Annotated in this window: 14 protein-coding genes; 8 read left to right on the top strand and 6 right to left on the bottom strand. The window is 42.0% G+C overall.

Features of this window, described 5'->3' with window-relative positions:
* Window positions 1–65 precede the first annotated feature (65 nt).
* Window positions 66–1280 (bottom strand): pyridoxal phosphate-dependent aminotransferase, encoded by a 1215-nt coding sequence (locus C9J47_RS13170; RefSeq protein ID WP_006232995.1) that lies wholly within the window; start codon window positions 1278–1280, stop codon window positions 66–68.
* A gap of 599 nt (window positions 1281–1879) precedes the next feature.
* Between C9J47_RS13170 and C9J47_RS13165 the strand changes: the two genes are divergently transcribed.
* From C9J47_RS13165 to menE, 5 genes are read left to right on the top strand one after another with little or no spacing between them, the layout of a single operon-like run.
* Window positions 1880–3193 (top strand): isochorismate synthase, encoded by a 1314-nt coding sequence (locus tag C9J47_RS13165; RefSeq protein WP_170107511.1) that lies wholly within the window; start codon window positions 1880–1882, stop codon window positions 3191–3193.
* A gap of 56 nt (window positions 3194–3249) precedes the next feature.
* Entirely contained in the window at window positions 3250–4965 is a 1716-nt protein-coding gene (gene menD / locus C9J47_RS13160) for a 2-succinyl-5-enolpyruvyl-6-hydroxy-3-cyclohexene-1-carboxylic-acid synthase (RefSeq protein WP_107254165.1), read from the top strand.
* Entirely contained in the window at window positions 4949–5779 is an 831-nt protein-coding gene (gene menH, locus C9J47_RS13155) for a 2-succinyl-6-hydroxy-2,4-cyclohexadiene-1-carboxylate synthase (protein WP_107253948.1), read from the top strand. Before menD ends, menH begins: the two co-directional genes overlap by 17 nt.
* A 25-nt stretch (window positions 5780–5804) precedes the next feature.
* Window positions 5805–6779: an o-succinylbenzoate synthase gene (gene menC / locus C9J47_RS13150; RefSeq protein ID WP_107254164.1), complete on the top strand. Its 975-nt coding sequence runs from the start codon at window positions 5805–5807 to the stop codon at window positions 6777–6779.
* Window positions 6767–8203, top strand: coding sequence for an o-succinylbenzoate--CoA ligase (gene menE, locus C9J47_RS13145; RefSeq protein ID WP_107253947.1), 1437 nt, complete (start codon window positions 6767–6769; stop codon window positions 8201–8203). The genes menC and menE overlap by 13 nt, the downstream gene beginning before the upstream one ends.
* A gap of 72 nt (window positions 8204–8275) precedes the next feature.
* Here the strand turns inward: menE and C9J47_RS13140 are convergent, their stop codons facing one another.
* The 3 genes from C9J47_RS13140 to C9J47_RS13130 all read right to left on the bottom strand — a co-directional run bounded on the left by C9J47_RS13140 (window position 8276) and on the right by C9J47_RS13130 (window position 11401).
* Window positions 8276–10153, bottom strand: coding sequence for an MFS transporter (locus tag C9J47_RS13140; RefSeq protein ID WP_107253946.1), 1878 nt, complete (start codon window positions 10151–10153; stop codon window positions 8276–8278).
* 12 nt (window positions 10154–10165) lie between these two features.
* Window positions 10166–10762: a TetR/AcrR family transcriptional regulator gene (locus tag C9J47_RS13135; protein WP_107253945.1), complete on the bottom strand. Its 597-nt coding sequence runs from the start codon at window positions 10760–10762 to the stop codon at window positions 10166–10168.
* A gap of 243 nt (window positions 10763–11005) precedes the next feature.
* Window positions 11006–11401 carry an NINE protein gene (locus C9J47_RS13130; protein WP_107253944.1) on the bottom strand — a complete coding sequence of 132 codons (396 nt, stop codon included), beginning with the start codon at window positions 11399–11401 and terminating at the stop codon, window positions 11006–11008.
* A gap of 395 nt (window positions 11402–11796) precedes the next feature.
* Between C9J47_RS13130 and C9J47_RS13125 the strand changes: the two genes are divergently transcribed.
* Together C9J47_RS13125 and C9J47_RS13120 are read left to right on the top strand one after the other, a co-directional pair.
* The gene (locus tag C9J47_RS13125) at window positions 11797–12666 is read left to right on the top strand and encodes a Tim44 domain-containing protein (protein ID WP_107254163.1); all 870 of its coding nucleotides are present in this window, start codon (window positions 11797–11799) and stop codon (window positions 12664–12666) included.
* A gap of 458 nt (window positions 12667–13124) precedes the next feature.
* Window positions 13125–13370, top strand: coding sequence for a TIGR02647 family protein (locus C9J47_RS13120; protein WP_011219274.1), 246 nt, complete (start codon window positions 13125–13127; stop codon window positions 13368–13370).
* Window positions 13371–13401: 31 nt separating this feature from the next.
* Here C9J47_RS13120 and C9J47_RS13115 read toward each other — a convergent pair whose 3' ends face one another.
* The gene (locus C9J47_RS13115; protein ID WP_107253943.1) at window positions 13402–13650 is read right to left on the bottom strand and encodes a YkgJ family cysteine cluster protein; all 249 of its coding nucleotides are present in this window, start codon (window positions 13648–13650) and stop codon (window positions 13402–13404) included.
* A gap of 262 nt (window positions 13651–13912) precedes the next feature.
* Between C9J47_RS13115 and C9J47_RS13110 the strand changes: the two genes are divergently transcribed.
* Window positions 13913–14347, top strand: coding sequence for a YcgN family cysteine cluster protein (locus C9J47_RS13110; protein WP_006233007.1), 435 nt, complete (start codon window positions 13913–13915; stop codon window positions 14345–14347).
* A 133-nt stretch (window positions 14348–14480) separates the two neighbouring features.
* Here C9J47_RS13110 and dusC read toward each other — a convergent pair whose 3' ends face one another.
* Window positions 14481–15431, bottom strand: a complete 951-nt coding sequence (dusC, locus tag C9J47_RS13105) for a tRNA dihydrouridine(16) synthase DusC (protein WP_107253942.1) — start codon at window positions 15429–15431, stop codon at window positions 14481–14483.
* Window positions 15432–15518 lie beyond the last annotated feature (87 nt).

Here is a 15518-nt window from a genome sequence, read left to right as displayed (position 1 = left end):
CGATATTAACGGTCAACTCTTTTGGCGATTCCTGTTATTGGTGCTGCCTGTTATTGATCATGTTGCTATTGACGATAGTTGTGCAAGAAGCGTTCTAGTCGACCAATTGCCATTTCTAAATCATCGACACGGGGTAAGGTCACAATCCGGAAATGGTCCGGTTTCACCCAATTAAAGCCCGTACCATGCACGATAAGCACTTTTTCTTGTTGTAAGAAATCCAGTGCCATGCGTTGATCATCAACGATGTTGAATTTTTTCTGATCTAACTTCGGAAATAGATATAGCGCTCCTTTGGGCTTCACACAAGAAACGCCAGGAATTTGAGTGATCAAGTCGTAGGCCTTGTCACGCTGCTCTAATAAGCGCCCCCCCGGTAAGATAAGCTCATTAATACTCTGATAGCCGCCAAGCGCAGTTTGAATAGCATGTTGCATGGGTACGTTGGCACACAGACGCATAGACGACAGCATCTCTAGCCCTTCAATATATCCCTTAGCTTCATGCTTAGGACCAGATAGCACCATCCAACCTGCGCGGAAACCACACACTCGATATGATTTCGAAAGGCCATTAAATGTGATACAGAAAACGTCTGGCGCAAGTGGTGCGATAGAAGTGTGTTGAGCACCTTCATATAAAATCTTGTCATAGATTTCATCTGCAAAAATGATCAGCTTATGCTTACGTGCAATCTCAACGACTTCGAGTAAGAAATCACGGCTATAAACAGCACCCGTTGGGTTATTCGGGTTGATTAATACGATTCCGCGAGTATTGGGGGTGATTTTCTTTTTAATATCGTCAAGATCTGGATACCAATCTGATTCTTCATCACAAATATAATGTACAGGGTTACCGCCAGACAAAGAAACTGCCGCGGTCCATAATGGATAGTCAGGAGAGGGAACTAAGATTTCATCATTGTTGTCTAGTAAAGCTTGCATCGCCATGACGATCAATTCAGATACACCATTACCGATATAAACATCTTCAACATCAAGATCGAGTAAACCGCGTTTTTGGTAATGCTGAACAATAGCTTTACGTGCAGGATAAATGCCTTTTGAATCACAATACCCTTGAGATGTAGGTAGGTTACGGATCACATCTACCAGAATCTCGTCTGGGGCATCGAAACCAAATGGGGCGGGATTACCAATATTAAGCTTTAAAATTTTATGACCTTCTTCTTCCATGCGCTTGGCATGCTTCAGAACGGGACCACGTATGTCATAGCAGACATTATTAAGCTTGGAGGACATCCCGATGTTATGCATTATTGTTTTCCTGCGAATTATTTTCTTATACAGCCAAATTACACTATAAAACAGTATGAAAGGAATACCCGACAGGTAAAAATCAGGTTAAACAATATTTTGTGCAATAAAACTCTTTTGATGGGAGTGTGATCTACTGCTTTATGCTTTGTCGTTTAGATAGAAACACCGTTTAAAGCAATAAAGTAAAAACTCCAACCTGTGTGTTTTGATCAATAACCATATTTTTTGCTGAAAAATCATTATTTTTAATCAATATACTGTTGGATTTATCAATTACTACAGAGCTTAATCCCATTTATTGGTTAGAATTTCGTCAGATTTCTATTTCTTATTGTATAGAAGCAAGATATAGCTGAAAAACGGACTGCCTGAGAAGGTGTACATTTCACTGAGGGATAACGCTTAATAAGCGTTCGATATTTATATTGAGTGGTCACACTAATAGTCAGCGTGTGATTAGTGGGGTAGAATACCTGTTCATTATGAGGTTATAGATTTAACTATCATAAGGGTAGGATTGTGTGCTCAATGATAGGCACATTTTACAATCAGCCAGGGATGACCGTTATGGTGCAATAGAGCTGAGTGAGGTTACCTTGACCGCATTACAAACTGCAGTTGATCTTTTAATTCAGAAAATTCAACAATCTTCAGATACAACCCAACGATTAATGGTATCGCTGGATTTACCAGCCAATACTGATCTAATTGATTGGATGGATTCCCAACCTCTATTTCCCAAATTTTATTGGCAATCTCGAGATAGCCGTGAAGAGGTTGTAGCATTAGGACAAGTCAAAACATTCACCGACCCTATGGTGGCTGAGAAAGTGCTTGCTGATGATCAGCGTATTTGGGGGGGGCGTTCATTCGATGGACGGACTAACCGCAACCGTCGTTGCCTTTCTTCTTTTTTCTTTTTACCTCAACTTGAAGTTATCCGTATGGATGGTAATTGGCAGCTTGCTGTTAATCTGTCTACTGATAAAGAAAAGATGGTTGAAGCATTAAATAAAATTTCATCAACGGCAATCGAAGTCGCTGAGATCAATAGTCATATTATTGGCCGAACACATGCTCCAGATTATTCGGGCTGGTCATCAATGATCGCTCAGGCGTTAGATTCTATTTCGAATAAAGTGTTTGAGAAAGTAGTACTTGCACGCCGTACAACACTGACGTTAGATACACCAGTTGCCCCTGCGCAATTATTAAAGGCAAGCCGTAAAAGTAACAATCATAGCTTTCACTTTATGATGGCGCTTGATGCTAAGCATTGTTTTGTTGGTTCAACGCCCGAGCGATTATTTCATCGCCATGATCGTGACTTAAAAACGGAAGCCTTAGCGGGAACCATTGGACGAGGTTTCGATGCCTCAGAAGATCACCGTTTAGCAAATTGGCTAATGGCTGATAATAAAAATGGCTACGAAAACCGTTTAGTGGTTGATGATATTGTGAATCGCTTAACGCCATGTTGTGAGTCAATGAACGTGGCGCAAACACCAGAACTGATTCGTCTACGAAAAGTCCAACATTTAAAGCGTGGCATTGATGCTCAGCTTCATGAGCAAGTCTACAGCGCTGATTTACTTGATAACCTTCAACCTACTGCTGCCATTGCAGGTTTACCTCGAGATAAAGCGTTAGCGTTTATCAGTGAGCATGAGCCGTTTGCGCGAGGTTGGTATAGCGGTGCTGTTGGTTTCCTAAGCCGCCAACGTAGTGAGTTCTGTGTTGCCATTCGTAGTGCGTTAATAATGGGTGATGACATTCACTTGTTTGCTGGGGCTGGCATTGTGCCGGGTTCGACAGCAGACAGCGAGTGGAAAGAATTGGATCGAAAAACTGCAACTTTGTGCAGTTTATTAGAATCTGATAGCCCTGAGTTGGAGCGAAAAACAGCATGACCGCTGAGGGTATAAAAACACAACCTACAAAAGTAAAGCTTAAAGCAACAGGAACTATGACTTCTCAGGTGAATTATCGCGCAGCATTAAATACGCTTTGGGCGAGTCTAATGCTGGAAGAGTTAGTGCGCATGGGAGTGAAACATATTTGTATCGCCCCAGGATCTCGTTCAACGCCGTTGACGCTAGCTGCCGTTGCCAATAGTAAGCTTACTATTCACACGCATTTTGATGAGCGTGGCTTAGGTTTTCTTGCGCTTGGTATTGCGAAAGCATCGCAAGAGCCTGTTGCTGTCGTGGTCACATCTGGTACTGCTGTTGCCAATTTATTGCCTGCCGTGGCTGAAGCCGGTCTTACTGGCGAAAAGTTGGTATTGTTAACCTCTGATAGACCTGTTGATTTGATTCAATGTGGTGCTAATCAGGCCATTGTTCAACACGGCATTTTTTCACAGCATGTGACCGCTTTTCATGATATTCCCTCTCCAACGCTAGATATTTCCCCCGCTTGGCTATTGTCGACCATTGATGAAGCCATGCAACTGCAACAGCGGCAAGGGCGCGCAATACACTTCAATTGTCATTACCCTGAACCGCTATATGGGGATGATGTCGATTTTTCAGAATACCTTGCCCCGGTTTCTGAGTGGAAAGGTGATGAATTACCCTATGTATTGCACCAGCAAGCTTTAGCTCCGCATATCGCGATAGATAAACGGCAATGGCAATCATTAACCCAGCGTAAAGGTGTTGTGATTGTAGGGCGTTTAGCGCCAGAAGAGCTGGGTCAAGTTACCTTGCTGGCTGAAAAACTGGGGTGGCCATTATTATTGGATCCACAGGCTGGTGGCAGTAGTGCATGGGCAGGCTTTGATGTTTGGCTGCAAAATGCCAGTTGTCAGGCGTTTCTTCAACAAGCTGATACGGTTATTCAGTTTGGCGCCCGTATTGTTTCTAAGCGTTTATTACAGTTTATTGCGACGAGTACCATCGATAACTATTGGTTGATTGATCCCCGTGCGGGGCGTTTAGATTCAACACATCGTCGTAGTTCGCGTATTCAAGCGCCTATTGCTGAGTGGGCAACATACGCCTTGCACCTTACTGAAAGCAGTTTACAGGCGGGCTGGGCTAAGTCTTTGCAAGTTGCATCTGAACGTTATTTCGAGATGCTGGGTGAATATTCAGATCAACTTACCGAATTATCTTTAGCGGCAAATTTAGGGGCGTGGTTACCCGATAAAACCGAATTGTTTTTGGGTAATAGCTTAATTATCCGTTTGTTGGATATGGTGGGTAAATTACCCTCAACGGCGACATTTACCAATCGTGGGGCGTCAGGCATTGATGGTTTGATAGCGACCATCGCTGGCGTTAATAAAGCCAGACAAGCGCCAGTGGTAGGGTTGTTGGGTGATACATCACTGTTATACGATCTTAATTCATTAGCGTTACTGCGTGATGTATCTCAACCCGTTGTGATCATCGTAACGAATAATGATGGTGGTGGTATTTTCGATTTATTGCCAGTACCAGATCTTCAACGTGATGAGCTCTATCGTATGCCGCATGGGCTTGAGTTTAGTCACGCAGCGGCAATGTTTGGTTTAGCTTATCACTGCCCAGAATCATTGCCTCAAGCCGAAGAACAATGCCTGTACGCATTAACCCAGCCCAAAACCACAATCATTGAAATTAAAACCCCAGCAGGTGAGGCGGGTGAAATGATAAAAGCATTATTTGGGATGGTCAAAAATGCGGCTTTACTCTGAAAGTTTTGGTGTATTGAGCAATGGCGTACAACCCACGTTAGTGTTTCTACACGGCTTATTAGGGGCGGGCCAAGATTGGCGTCATGTGGTGAATACATTATCGTCAGAGCACCCTTGTATTACGTTCGATTTACCTGGGCACGGTAAAAGCCAGATGGTGCAAGCCATCGACTTTGCTCACGCTAATCAGCTTATTCTTCAAACCTTGCAACATCGTAATATTGAACAATATGTATTGATTGGCTACTCAATGGGTGCACGATTAGCGATGTATCATGCGGCATCCATACATTCTAATGCCGTCCCGCATTCAGGCGAGAAGTCAGCGCGCAAGAAAATACCACAATTAATGGGTGTTGTTATAGAAGGTGGGCATTTTGGTTTGCCACAAGCAGAATGTGCGACAAGGTTTGCAAATGATCAAAAATGGGCGCAGCGTTTTACATATGAGCCACTTAACCAGGTTTTACCTGACTGGTATCAACAAGCGGTATTTTCGTCACTGAATCATGACCAAAGACAAAGCTTAGTACTGAAACGCAGTGGTAATCTTGGTTCTGGTGTTGCACGTATGCTACTGGCTACATCATTAGCGAAGCAACCACAATTATTACAAACAATGGAAGCATTAGCTTTGCCGACCATTTATGTGTGTGGCGAGCGAGACAAAAAATTTAAACGTCTGGTCGAAGGCACCCAGTTACAGTATCAGGTGATCGCATCGGCGGGGCATAATGTGCATGTTGAGCAACCTTATGCATTCAGCATGGCAATCAATAATTTTGTAAAAAAGATTGGAATTAATCATGGCTAAAACTGTAGTTCTGACAGAAGAAGATATTCGTAGCGCGAAATTATATCAATACCAACTGCCTATGGATTCAGGTGTTATTCTTCGCACTCAACGCCTAGCAACACGTGAAGGTTGGATCGTTGAATTACGTGATGGCGATAAAGTCGGTTTCGGTGAGATTGCACCTTTACCTGAGTTTAGTCATGAAACTGTCGAGCAAGCTGGCCAGCAAGCAAAACAGTTACTTGAAAGTTGGATTCAAGCTGAAACCGTTGACTTATCACAAGCGCTGCCATCGGTTGCGTTTGGTTTGAGCATGGCAATGTTAGAACTGGCTTCAGAGTTACCAAAGAAAGGTAATTATTTAGTCGCGCCATTATGTTCTGGCGATCCTGATGATTTGATCGTTCGCTTGAATGAAATGCCAGGTGAGAAAGTCGCAAAGATTAAAGTAGGTATGTATGAAGCGGTGCGTGATGGCATCGTGGCAAATATGTTTATTGAAGCGATTCCTGAAGTACGTTTGCGCTTAGATGCGAACCGTAAGTGGACGCCGATTAAAGCACAGCAGTTTGCGAAGTATGTGAAGCCTGAGCACCGTGCTGGTATCGCGTTCCTAGAAGAACCTTGTAAGACACCAGAAGACAGCTTGGCGTTTTCTAAAGAAACGGGTATTAACATCGCGTGGGATGAAACCGTGCGTGACGAAGGCTTTGAAGTAAAAGCTGAACCTGGCGTGGTTGCTATTATCATCAAACCAACGTTAGTGGGCTCTGTGCAGCGTTGTATGGACTTAGTTAAGCAAGCGCATGCGATAGGGCTTACGGCTGTTATCAGTTCTAGTATGGAGTCTAGCCTTGGCTTAAACCAGCTAGCTCGCTTTGCAGAATGGCAAACACCGGGTGTTATTCCTGGTTTAGATACAATGCAACTATTTAAGGCGCAACTTGAAACGTCGTGGCCTGATTGTGATTTACCGAAAACAGCATTGTCTGATTTAGAGGTGGTATGGCAGAAGTAACTCAATACTTCGCCACATGGCCTTGGCAACATTGGGCAGAGGAGCGACCGTCAGCGGTCGCTCTTTCTTTTGGTGCACAATGTGTCGACGGTGAATGTATTGGCGAGCAACGATTCAGCTGGGCGGAAATGAGCCATCGCGTTGATGAGTATGCACAGGGCTTAATTGAACAAGGCGTCAAACGTGATCAAATGATTGCGATCGTTGCACCTAATTCGATTCAGGTTATATGGCTTATTTTAGCTACGCTACGCATTGGTGCCCGTTATGTTGGGTTAAATCCGAAAAATACAGAAATAGAGCTAAATGAACAACTAGCTCGATTAAATAATGATTACATTTGGTATCCAGCACGTACTGTTCATCAATTCACAACAGGTAAACGCCTGCATTTATTGCAGCCAGAACAACCTCGTATTGTACCTGTTACTTGGCAGCAAACACGACCAGCAACCCTAACCCTGACATCTGGCTCAACGGGTATACCTAAAGCCGCCGTTCATACTGCCGAAAATCATCTTGCCAGTGCTGAAGGGTTACTTGAAATGATGGATTTTGGCAGTGATGACAGTTGGTTGTTATCTTTACCTTTGTTTCATATTTCAGGGCTCGCTATTTTTTGGCGCTGGTTATACCGAGGTGCCAAGCTGGTGGTTACGGAGCCTGCCTGTTTTGAGCATTCACTGACTATGGTGACGCATGCTTCTCTCGTGCCGACGCAGCTTCAGCGTTTATTAGCCTCTAAGCAGGGGGAGGGCAATGACACTTTACGATTGAAACAAGTGTTATTGGGTGGTGCAGCTATTCCTGTTAGCTTAACAGATGCCGCTGAACGTATTGGTATTAGCTGCTGGTGTGGTTACGGTATGACAGAGATGGGGTCGACCGTAACTGCAAAAAAAGCAGATGCGAGCGGGGGCGTAGGCACTGTTTTAGGCAACCGTAACTTTATGATTAAAGACAGTGAAGTGTATGTTCAAGGCGCGACCTTATGCCTGGGGTATTATCGTAATAAAATGATATTTCCAGCTTGTGACGGAGAATGGTTTGCCACCCGTGATTTAGGTGAATGGCGAGGCAATGAACTGCACATATTGGGGCGTGCTGATAACATGTTTATTTCTGGTGGCGAGAATATTCAACCAGAAGATGTCGAGAAAGTATTAATGACCCATACGAGTGTCAGGCAAGCTTTTGTATTGCCAATGGATGATGCAGAATTCGGGCAACGACCAATCGCCATCGTAGATACCGACTCGGTATTATCTAATGATGTTATTGCATCACTAGAAAGCCACATGACAGATAACATCGTGAGTTTTAAGCGACCGATTCGTTACCTAGCATTGCCAAAGGAACTAGCAACATCGGGTATTAAAGTGTCGCGTAAGCAGTTAAGTGAGTGGTTAGCGCTGCAGCTTTAAATGATGTGATATAAAAAACAGGGCGATGATCAGTGTTATTGATCATCGCCCTTTTTTGTATTATTTCGCCACCTATGGATTATTGCCACGTAAGGCAACGATTCGTTCACGCAGTTCTGAGCTATGAGTATTGTCTGATGGTGAAATTGGTTCTCCTGCGACGACAGTAACCTTTGACCAAAAACGTTTTGGCATCTTCAATAGAGCGCAACCTCGTTCTCGGCTGAAAAGGCTGCCCCATAACCCCTGTAAAGCAACGGGAATGACGGGAACAGAAGAGCGCTTAATAATGATATCAATACCACGTAAGAATGGGCCTATTTCACCGTCGTAGGTGAGTTGCCCTTCAGGGAAGATACAAACAATGTCGCCATTTTCTAAATATTGGGTGACTTGCGAAAAGGCTCTATACACTGAACGACGATCATTAGGATCAACAGGAATTACCTTACAGGCTTTACAGAATGTCGAGATAAATGGCAGGCTAGAAATGTCTTTATCCATTAGGAAACGGATAGGACGAGGGTAAGCTCCCGCCAATAATAATGCGTCCATGTAACTGACATGGTTACAGACAATCAGTGCACCGCCTTGTAGGGGAATATTCTCTAAATCCTTGTGTTTTACTCGATACATGGTATGTGTAACGACCCACACCAAAAAGCGCCAGAAGAAATCGGGTACTTGCACGTATAGGTAAACAACAACAACAAAGTTAGCTATTGATAGAAACAGAAAGAACTGAGGAATACTAAATTCTAATACCGACAAAAAGACAATCGATAGAATGGCACTCGCTACCATGAATAGCGCATTCCAAATGTTATTTGCCGCAATGATTTGTGCGCGCTCATCTTCTTTTGCACGGCTTTGCATCATGGCGTAAAGAGGCACAATGAATATCCCGCCAGAGACGCCTAATAGTATTAATGCGATGAAAATATGGAAAAGCTCAGGCTGAGCAATAAACTCAATAAAACTGTTTGATATTGGTACTACATCTGGCGAAGCAAAGAAAAGAATTGCACTGAATAAAGTAATACCAAAACTACCCAGAGGAACAATACCTGGCTCAATTCGGTGGCCAGACAGGCGGTCACATAATAGTGAGCCTGTAGCAATGCCAATTGAAAATAATGCGAGTAAGAAAGAGACAGAAGCCGCGCCACCACCAAGGTGAATTTTAGCAAAATTAGGGAATTGCGTTAGGTAACATGCCCCTAAAAACCAAAACCAACTAATGCCTAACACACATTGAAAAACGGTTTTGTCTTTTTTGGCTATTGCTAATGTATGGCATGTTTGTTTAATTGGTTGCCATTTAAATTCAATATTAGGGTTACTCGGTTTCGCTTCAGGTATTTTACGGGACGTGGCATACCCTAAAACAGCAAAAGAGACGACACTAATTGCTGCAATTAAAGGAGCATCTTGCTGGTTGGCTATCACGCCAGCTAACAAGGTACCCAGTAGAATCGCTAGAAAAGTACCGGTCTCGACCAACGCATTACCTGAAACGAGTTCTTCTTTTCTTAAATGTTGGGGTAAAAGTGCATATTTGGCTGGGCCAAAAAATGCCGACTGGGTTCCCATCAAAAATAATAGAATCAGCAGCATCATGTAACTTTCGGTGAGAAAGGCGATAGCAGCTAAAGCCATAATAATAATTTCAGCAAACTTTACGATACGCATAATCTGCGCTTTATCGTATTTATCTGCTAATACACCTGCCGAAGCTGAAAAAAGGAAAAAAGGAAGTATGAATAAGCCAGCTGCGAGGTTAATGATCAGATCTGAATCGAGGGGCAATGTACCAGGAGCAGAAAATGCAATAAGAATGAGTAAGATATTCTTATAGACATTATCGTTAAAAGCCCCAAGAGCCTGCGTAAGAAAATAGGGTAAAAACCGCTGCTTAGTTAAAAGGCGCGATTGGGGCTGAACACTCATCAAATACTCCGCTTATGCGTTCCAAGCGTTTAAATATGTATCTAATAAGTTGTCTATTAGTGCTTTTGCGTCAACCGGAACGGAAGTGAATAATTTGTCATCAACACTTAATAACGTAATACCATGAACTCCCGCCCATAAAACACGGCTTGCTTCTAAGATATCAGCATCAGATTTTTGAGGGGTAATTTGACGAATTAAGGTTTCAAGCATACTTGTCATATTATTGATTCGTTCAGCTTGCCATTCAGGAAGCTCATCACCATTCATTGTGTGCTGGAAAATTAACTGCCAGCGATAAGGGTGAGCGGCTGCAAATTCTTGATAGCAATAAGCGAGCTTACGAAGTGCATCTTCTGGTGATGTTGCTGAATTCATCTGAGCTTCAGCTTCAGCGAATAATTCATCAAGTGTTTGCGCTACAGCATGAAGCAGTAGTAGGTTGTAGTTACCAAATACATTCACTAATGTGCTTGGTACATAGCCAATCATGCCAGCGACTTTTCGTAAACTTAGTTCGTGATGCGGGTGTTCATTTAAAAAAAGCTTCACTTGCTCTAGTGTCATGCTTACCAACTCTTCGCGAGTGTGGTCATTTCGTCTTGCCATCGAATAGTACTCTTAATGATTTATTTGTTGTTATTATTATAATGAAGAAAAAGGCAACATAGCCGTCGTTTTGTGACTTAGCTTAATTATAGAACGACGTTCGATATTCTAGTTGCTCACTTACGATATGGTCAAGTAATTAGCCAACTCTGAGTGCGAATAAAAGCCTATATGTGATAACACTCTCACTTAGAGTGTTATCATAAATATAGCCCAACAAAAAAACATGATTTTATTGAATGTTTATGCGCTACGTTCAGAATTTTTGACTGAAATCTGATCGTTCAACGTCCAGAAATCGACAAGAATACCGATTAAAAAGAAACCAAAAGTGCACAAATATAGAATACCAGTAAGCCATTTACCCATATACATTCGATGAAGACCAAAGACACCTAAAAACGTTAATAACAGCCACCCGACGGTATAATCAATATCGCCTGCTTGGAAGCGAAAATCCGCTTCGCGATCCATCGCGGGGATGAGAAATAAATCGATCAACCAGCCTATCCCGCACAAACCTAATGTTAAGAACCAAATTGTGCCAGTAACAGGTTTGCCATAGTAAAATCGGTGAGCACCTGTGAAGCCGAAAATCCATAATAAATAGCCAATTAACTTACTATGTGTATCTTGCATAAATATTCCCGTAGTTGTTCTTATTTAGAGTGGTTACGCCACAAGGTTATATACTTGTTATATTCATTTTTTGACAAGGTTTATAGAGAAAAGTGCAATAAAAAATTGTTTTGAAACAACATACTAGTCTTTTATCTTTATTTATGATTTGTCACTGTCAGATTGTACAGATAAAAGTGAATATCAATCTTTTTTTGTTAATGTGTTTCGATCTTAATATTAGTTTATCCGTTTAATATCTTTAATCAGCATGGATTAAAAAGTCTATTATTCAACCGTTTGAACGTATTTTTACATTATCATCATCATTAGTAACAATTTGCAGATGAGGATTGATTGACTTTCTAAAGTATACAGATAGGATGCAATCAGAACATGGCAAAGGTAATAATAATATGAAACGCTTCTTTACTCTGTTTGCTTTGATCGTGGCGGTGTCGTTTTCGGCTCCTCATGCAGAAGCAAAGAAATTTGGTGGTGGCAAATCGTTTGGTAAAAGCTTTAAAACAGCGCCTGCGAAACAGCAACAGCCACAACAAACGAATACAATTAATAAACAAAATCCAACGGCTGCACAATCAGGTAAGAAAGGTCTGATGGGTGGTTTGATGGGCGGGTTATTGGCTGGTGGCTTACTTGCTGCATTCTTTGGTGGTGCGTTTGACGGCATTCAATTCATGGATATTCTTATCTTTGGTCTGATTGCATTTGTCATCTTCAAGCTATTCAAAACAATGCGTGGCACTAAAGGGACACCAACGGGTCATCGTGAAGCGTATGCAGGGAACTCCCCGCAACAGCAGCACAATACTCAGCAGCGTCAACAAGCGCCTGAAATGAATGCAGCGCCTCAACAATCTGGTTATGTATCAACAGATAGCGATGTGCCGTTTAATTTGCCACCTAATTTCAATATGAATGCGTTCTTGAGCGGTGCTCGTGATCACTACCGTATTTTACAAGGTGCATGGAACCACAACGAGCTTGATAAAATTCGTGAATACGTTTCACCTGCTTTATTAGCTGATTTGACGGCAGAGCGTGCAAAACTTGAAGGTGAGCAGCATACAGAAGTGATGTATGTTGATACTGAAATGGTACGTGCTGACTTTGATGCGAATTTAGCACAGCTAAGTATTCAATTCTCAGGTCGTTACAAAGATCGTAATGAAGAGCATGAAGCTGACATTACCGATGTTTGGCATTTAGAGCGTGATTTACGTACGCCTAATGCACCTTGGTTGATTGTTGGTATTCAAGCTTAGGCATTGAATTAGCGATGTAACTGTATAAATAGAAGCCGCTTTAATCGAGCGGCTTTTTTGTGCCTGTTAATCTATACTGGTTAAAATCTATAATTATGGAATTGGTATAAAATTGTATTGAAGCACTCTTTTTTCGTACCACGAGAGTATGGTGAACAGATGGTTATCGGTTTCAAAAAGTAGAGTCTGTAACGTTGAGTAGATGATTGAATTCATTGTTATGCGCATTGCGCACTTGTCATAAACAGGAGTGGTGGCATAGTGAGCGACAGCATAATGAATACGATGGGTATAAATATCCAAATATTTGAACTAGGTCGCGATATCTGCTTTAAAGGTTTCCAGAGATTGATCTCTACACCTACTTTTATTCATATCAGGCGCTATTATTAAGCAAGTTGGTATTTAAACAAAACAGACCAAGTCTCGATTGGTAGTAAAATTATATAGAGGTGACTATGCCATATACTGCAGAACTTGTTGATGAAATGAACCTTCTTGTTAGGTTTCCAATGCACAGCGATTTGGAAGGGATCAAGGTCCGCGGTGATGCTGCGCCTGAAATGGTAGCAGCAGCAAAACGCTTGTTTACTAAAGGTTTAGTAACGCAAGAAGATGGTGGTTATTTAACATTTTCTGGCCATCAAGCCGTAGAGCATGCTAAATCAACTATTCGTATTTTAACGGGTACCGTAGCCGTTTAACACATTACAACAATTAGAGCACAACTTGTAATTAGGTTATGTTTTCTAGTTCCATAATAATAGCTAAAGCTTGCTCGTTTGATGTACCACATATATCAGGGCAAGCTTTAAAATTATGGCATACCGCTGGCCGTTCTGGCTGACCAAAAATTGTGCAAAGATTCTTCTCGTTTAGCTGAATGCAGCGAACACCAGCAGGCTTACCATTTGGCATGCCGGGAATAGCAGAAGAGATACTCGGTGCAATACAACAGGCACCACAACTTAAGCGACATTCCATCTCATATCCTATACTTCACGAAGATATATCGTTGGGTTTTACAACCAAACACGACATTTACAAAAGGTTGCGCAAGTTACCACTCATCGTTCTCGGGGTCAAAATTTCATGCTTTTTAATGGTGTAAATAATAATGCCTCTTATTACAGCTATTCTTAAGACTTAATCCGCAGTATTCGCTTGCACTTTAATCATTAGACAGCTATAAAACCGCCTCCTTAGCTATATAGGCTAGGGTTAGGTAATGAATAGGTTGGGTAGTATGGTACGTTTTTGGGAAGATAAAGAATTAGCAATAATGACAGATCAAGAGTGGGAATCTCTCTGTGATGGTTGTGGTAAGTGCTGTTTGCATAAATTAATTGATGATGCGACAGATGATATTTATTTTACCAATGTTGCGTGTAGCTTACTGGATAACAACACTTGTTCTTGTAAAGACTATCAGAACCGTTTTGAGTCTGGTGAAGAGTGTTTAAAGCTAACACGTGAGCGTATCGACGAGTTTGTTTGGCTACCAGAAACGTGTGCATACCGTTTGCTTGCTGAAGGCAAACCGTTACCTGAGTGGCATCCTTTAATTACAGGCTCTAAAAAGGCCATGCACAAAGCGGGTGAATCGGTGAAAGATCAAGTTGTCTATGAAATTGACGTCATCGATTGGGAAGATCACATTACCAACCACCCGAACCGTTAATCGCGTTATTGAATTCTAATAAAACCCCGGCAATGATGACTTATTATAAGTTACGCATTGCCGGGGTTTTGTGTATCTAATACCAAGAGAAAGTCTTACAAATTAAGATCGAGTACTTAGGTCACTATAAGGCTTAAGCATGTGCTAATGCTTGAGCCCGTTGCAGAATTTCAACAATGGGGGCTGCTTTATTCAAACTGCGAATGTCGACAAATAATTCTTTAGCCTCAGGATATTCATGACGCAGGTAGGCAAACCACTGCTTAACACGATTAGGGTAGTAGAGCCCTTTATCACCTTTGATTTCAAATTCAGAAAACTTAAGCAATAGCTGAATAACATGGTGCCATGGCATGTGTGCTTCATTGCGTTTTATGACATTACACAGGTTGGGTAAATTGAGCGCACCACGGCAAATCATCAAGGCATCTGTTTGGGTAACGTTTAAGCATGCTTGTCCGTCTTGGTAGTTCCAGACTTCACCATTAGCAATAATGGGAATAGAACTTTTTTCTTTTACTTGACGGATGTAGTCCCACTTTATTGTTTCGGCTTTATAACCATCGACTTTTGTACGAGCATGAATAGCAATTTCATCACCGCCAGCCTGTGCTACGGCATCGACAATTTCAAAGCAGTGCGTTGGGTCATCCCACCCTAAACGAACTTTTGCTGTTACAGGTTTCGTTGGGCAAACAGCATTACGTACTTCTTTGACTATTTGGTAAATCTTTTTGGGTTCTTTAAGCAGAACTGCACCACCGCGATTCTTATTTACCGACTTCGCTGGGCAACCAAAATTAATATCGATACCCGCCGAGCCAAGATTACTTGCACGGTATGCATTTTCAGCCATCCATACAGGCTCTTGACCTAACAGTTGAACACGCACAGGTGTTCCTGACGTTGTTTTTCCACCATGGTGAAGCTCTGGACACAGGCGATAAAAAACGCTACTTGGTAATAAGCTATCAATAATCCGAACGAACTCTGTGACGCAAAGATCGTAATCATTGATGTTTGTTAGTATTTCTCGCATTAAAGGGTCTAAGACACCTTCCATTGGACCTAAAATTACTCGCATATCACCCGTGGCTTTATCTGTGTGGCTACAAAAAGTGTAAGGTGCGAGATTTTAGTGCCCAAAGGCGTGCTTGTCATCTAATCTTAT

The sequence above is a fragment of the Photobacterium indicum genome (assembly GCF_003026215.1).
GTDB lineage: Bacteria > Pseudomonadota > Gammaproteobacteria > Enterobacterales > Vibrionaceae > Photobacterium > Photobacterium indicum.
This window is presented reverse-complemented; position numbering and strand designations above follow the sequence as displayed.

Bases quoted from the DNA above. Each gene is read 5' to 3' on its own strand.
- C9J47_RS13170 (WP_006232995.1), bottom strand. From the start codon at position 1,280: ATGCATAACATCGGGATGTCCTCCAAGCTTAATAATGTCTGCTATGAC.
- menD (WP_107254165.1), top strand. From the start codon at position 3,250: ATGACTTCTCAGGTGAATTATCGCGCAGCATTAAATACGCTTTGGGCG.
- menH (WP_107253948.1), top strand. From the start codon at position 4,949: ATGCGGCTTTACTCTGAAAGTTTTGGTGTATTGAGCAATGGCGTACAA.
- menE (WP_107253947.1), top strand. From the start codon at position 6,767: ATGGCAGAAGTAACTCAATACTTCGCCACATGGCCTTGGCAACATTGG.
- C9J47_RS13140 (WP_107253946.1), bottom strand. From the start codon at position 10,153: ATGAGTGTTCAGCCCCAATCGCGCCTTTTAACTAAGCAGCGGTTTTTA.
- C9J47_RS13135 (WP_107253945.1), bottom strand. From the start codon at position 10,762: ATGGCAAGACGAAATGACCACACTCGCGAAGAGTTGGTAAGCATGACA.
- C9J47_RS13130 (WP_107253944.1), bottom strand. From the start codon at position 11,401: ATGCAAGATACACATAGTAAGTTAATTGGCTATTTATTATGGATTTTC.
- C9J47_RS13125 (WP_107254163.1), top strand. From the start codon at position 11,797: ATGAAACGCTTCTTTACTCTGTTTGCTTTGATCGTGGCGGTGTCGTTT.
- C9J47_RS13120 (WP_011219274.1), top strand. From the start codon at position 13,125: ATGCCATATACTGCAGAACTTGTTGATGAAATGAACCTTCTTGTTAGG.
- C9J47_RS13115 (WP_107253943.1), bottom strand. From the start codon at position 13,650: ATGGAATGTCGCTTAAGTTGTGGTGCCTGTTGTATTGCACCGAGTATC.
- C9J47_RS13110 (WP_006233007.1), top strand. From the start codon at position 13,913: ATGGTACGTTTTTGGGAAGATAAAGAATTAGCAATAATGACAGATCAA.
- dusC (WP_107253942.1), bottom strand. From the start codon at position 15,431: ATGCGAGTAATTTTAGGTCCAATGGAAGGTGTCTTAGACCCTTTAATG.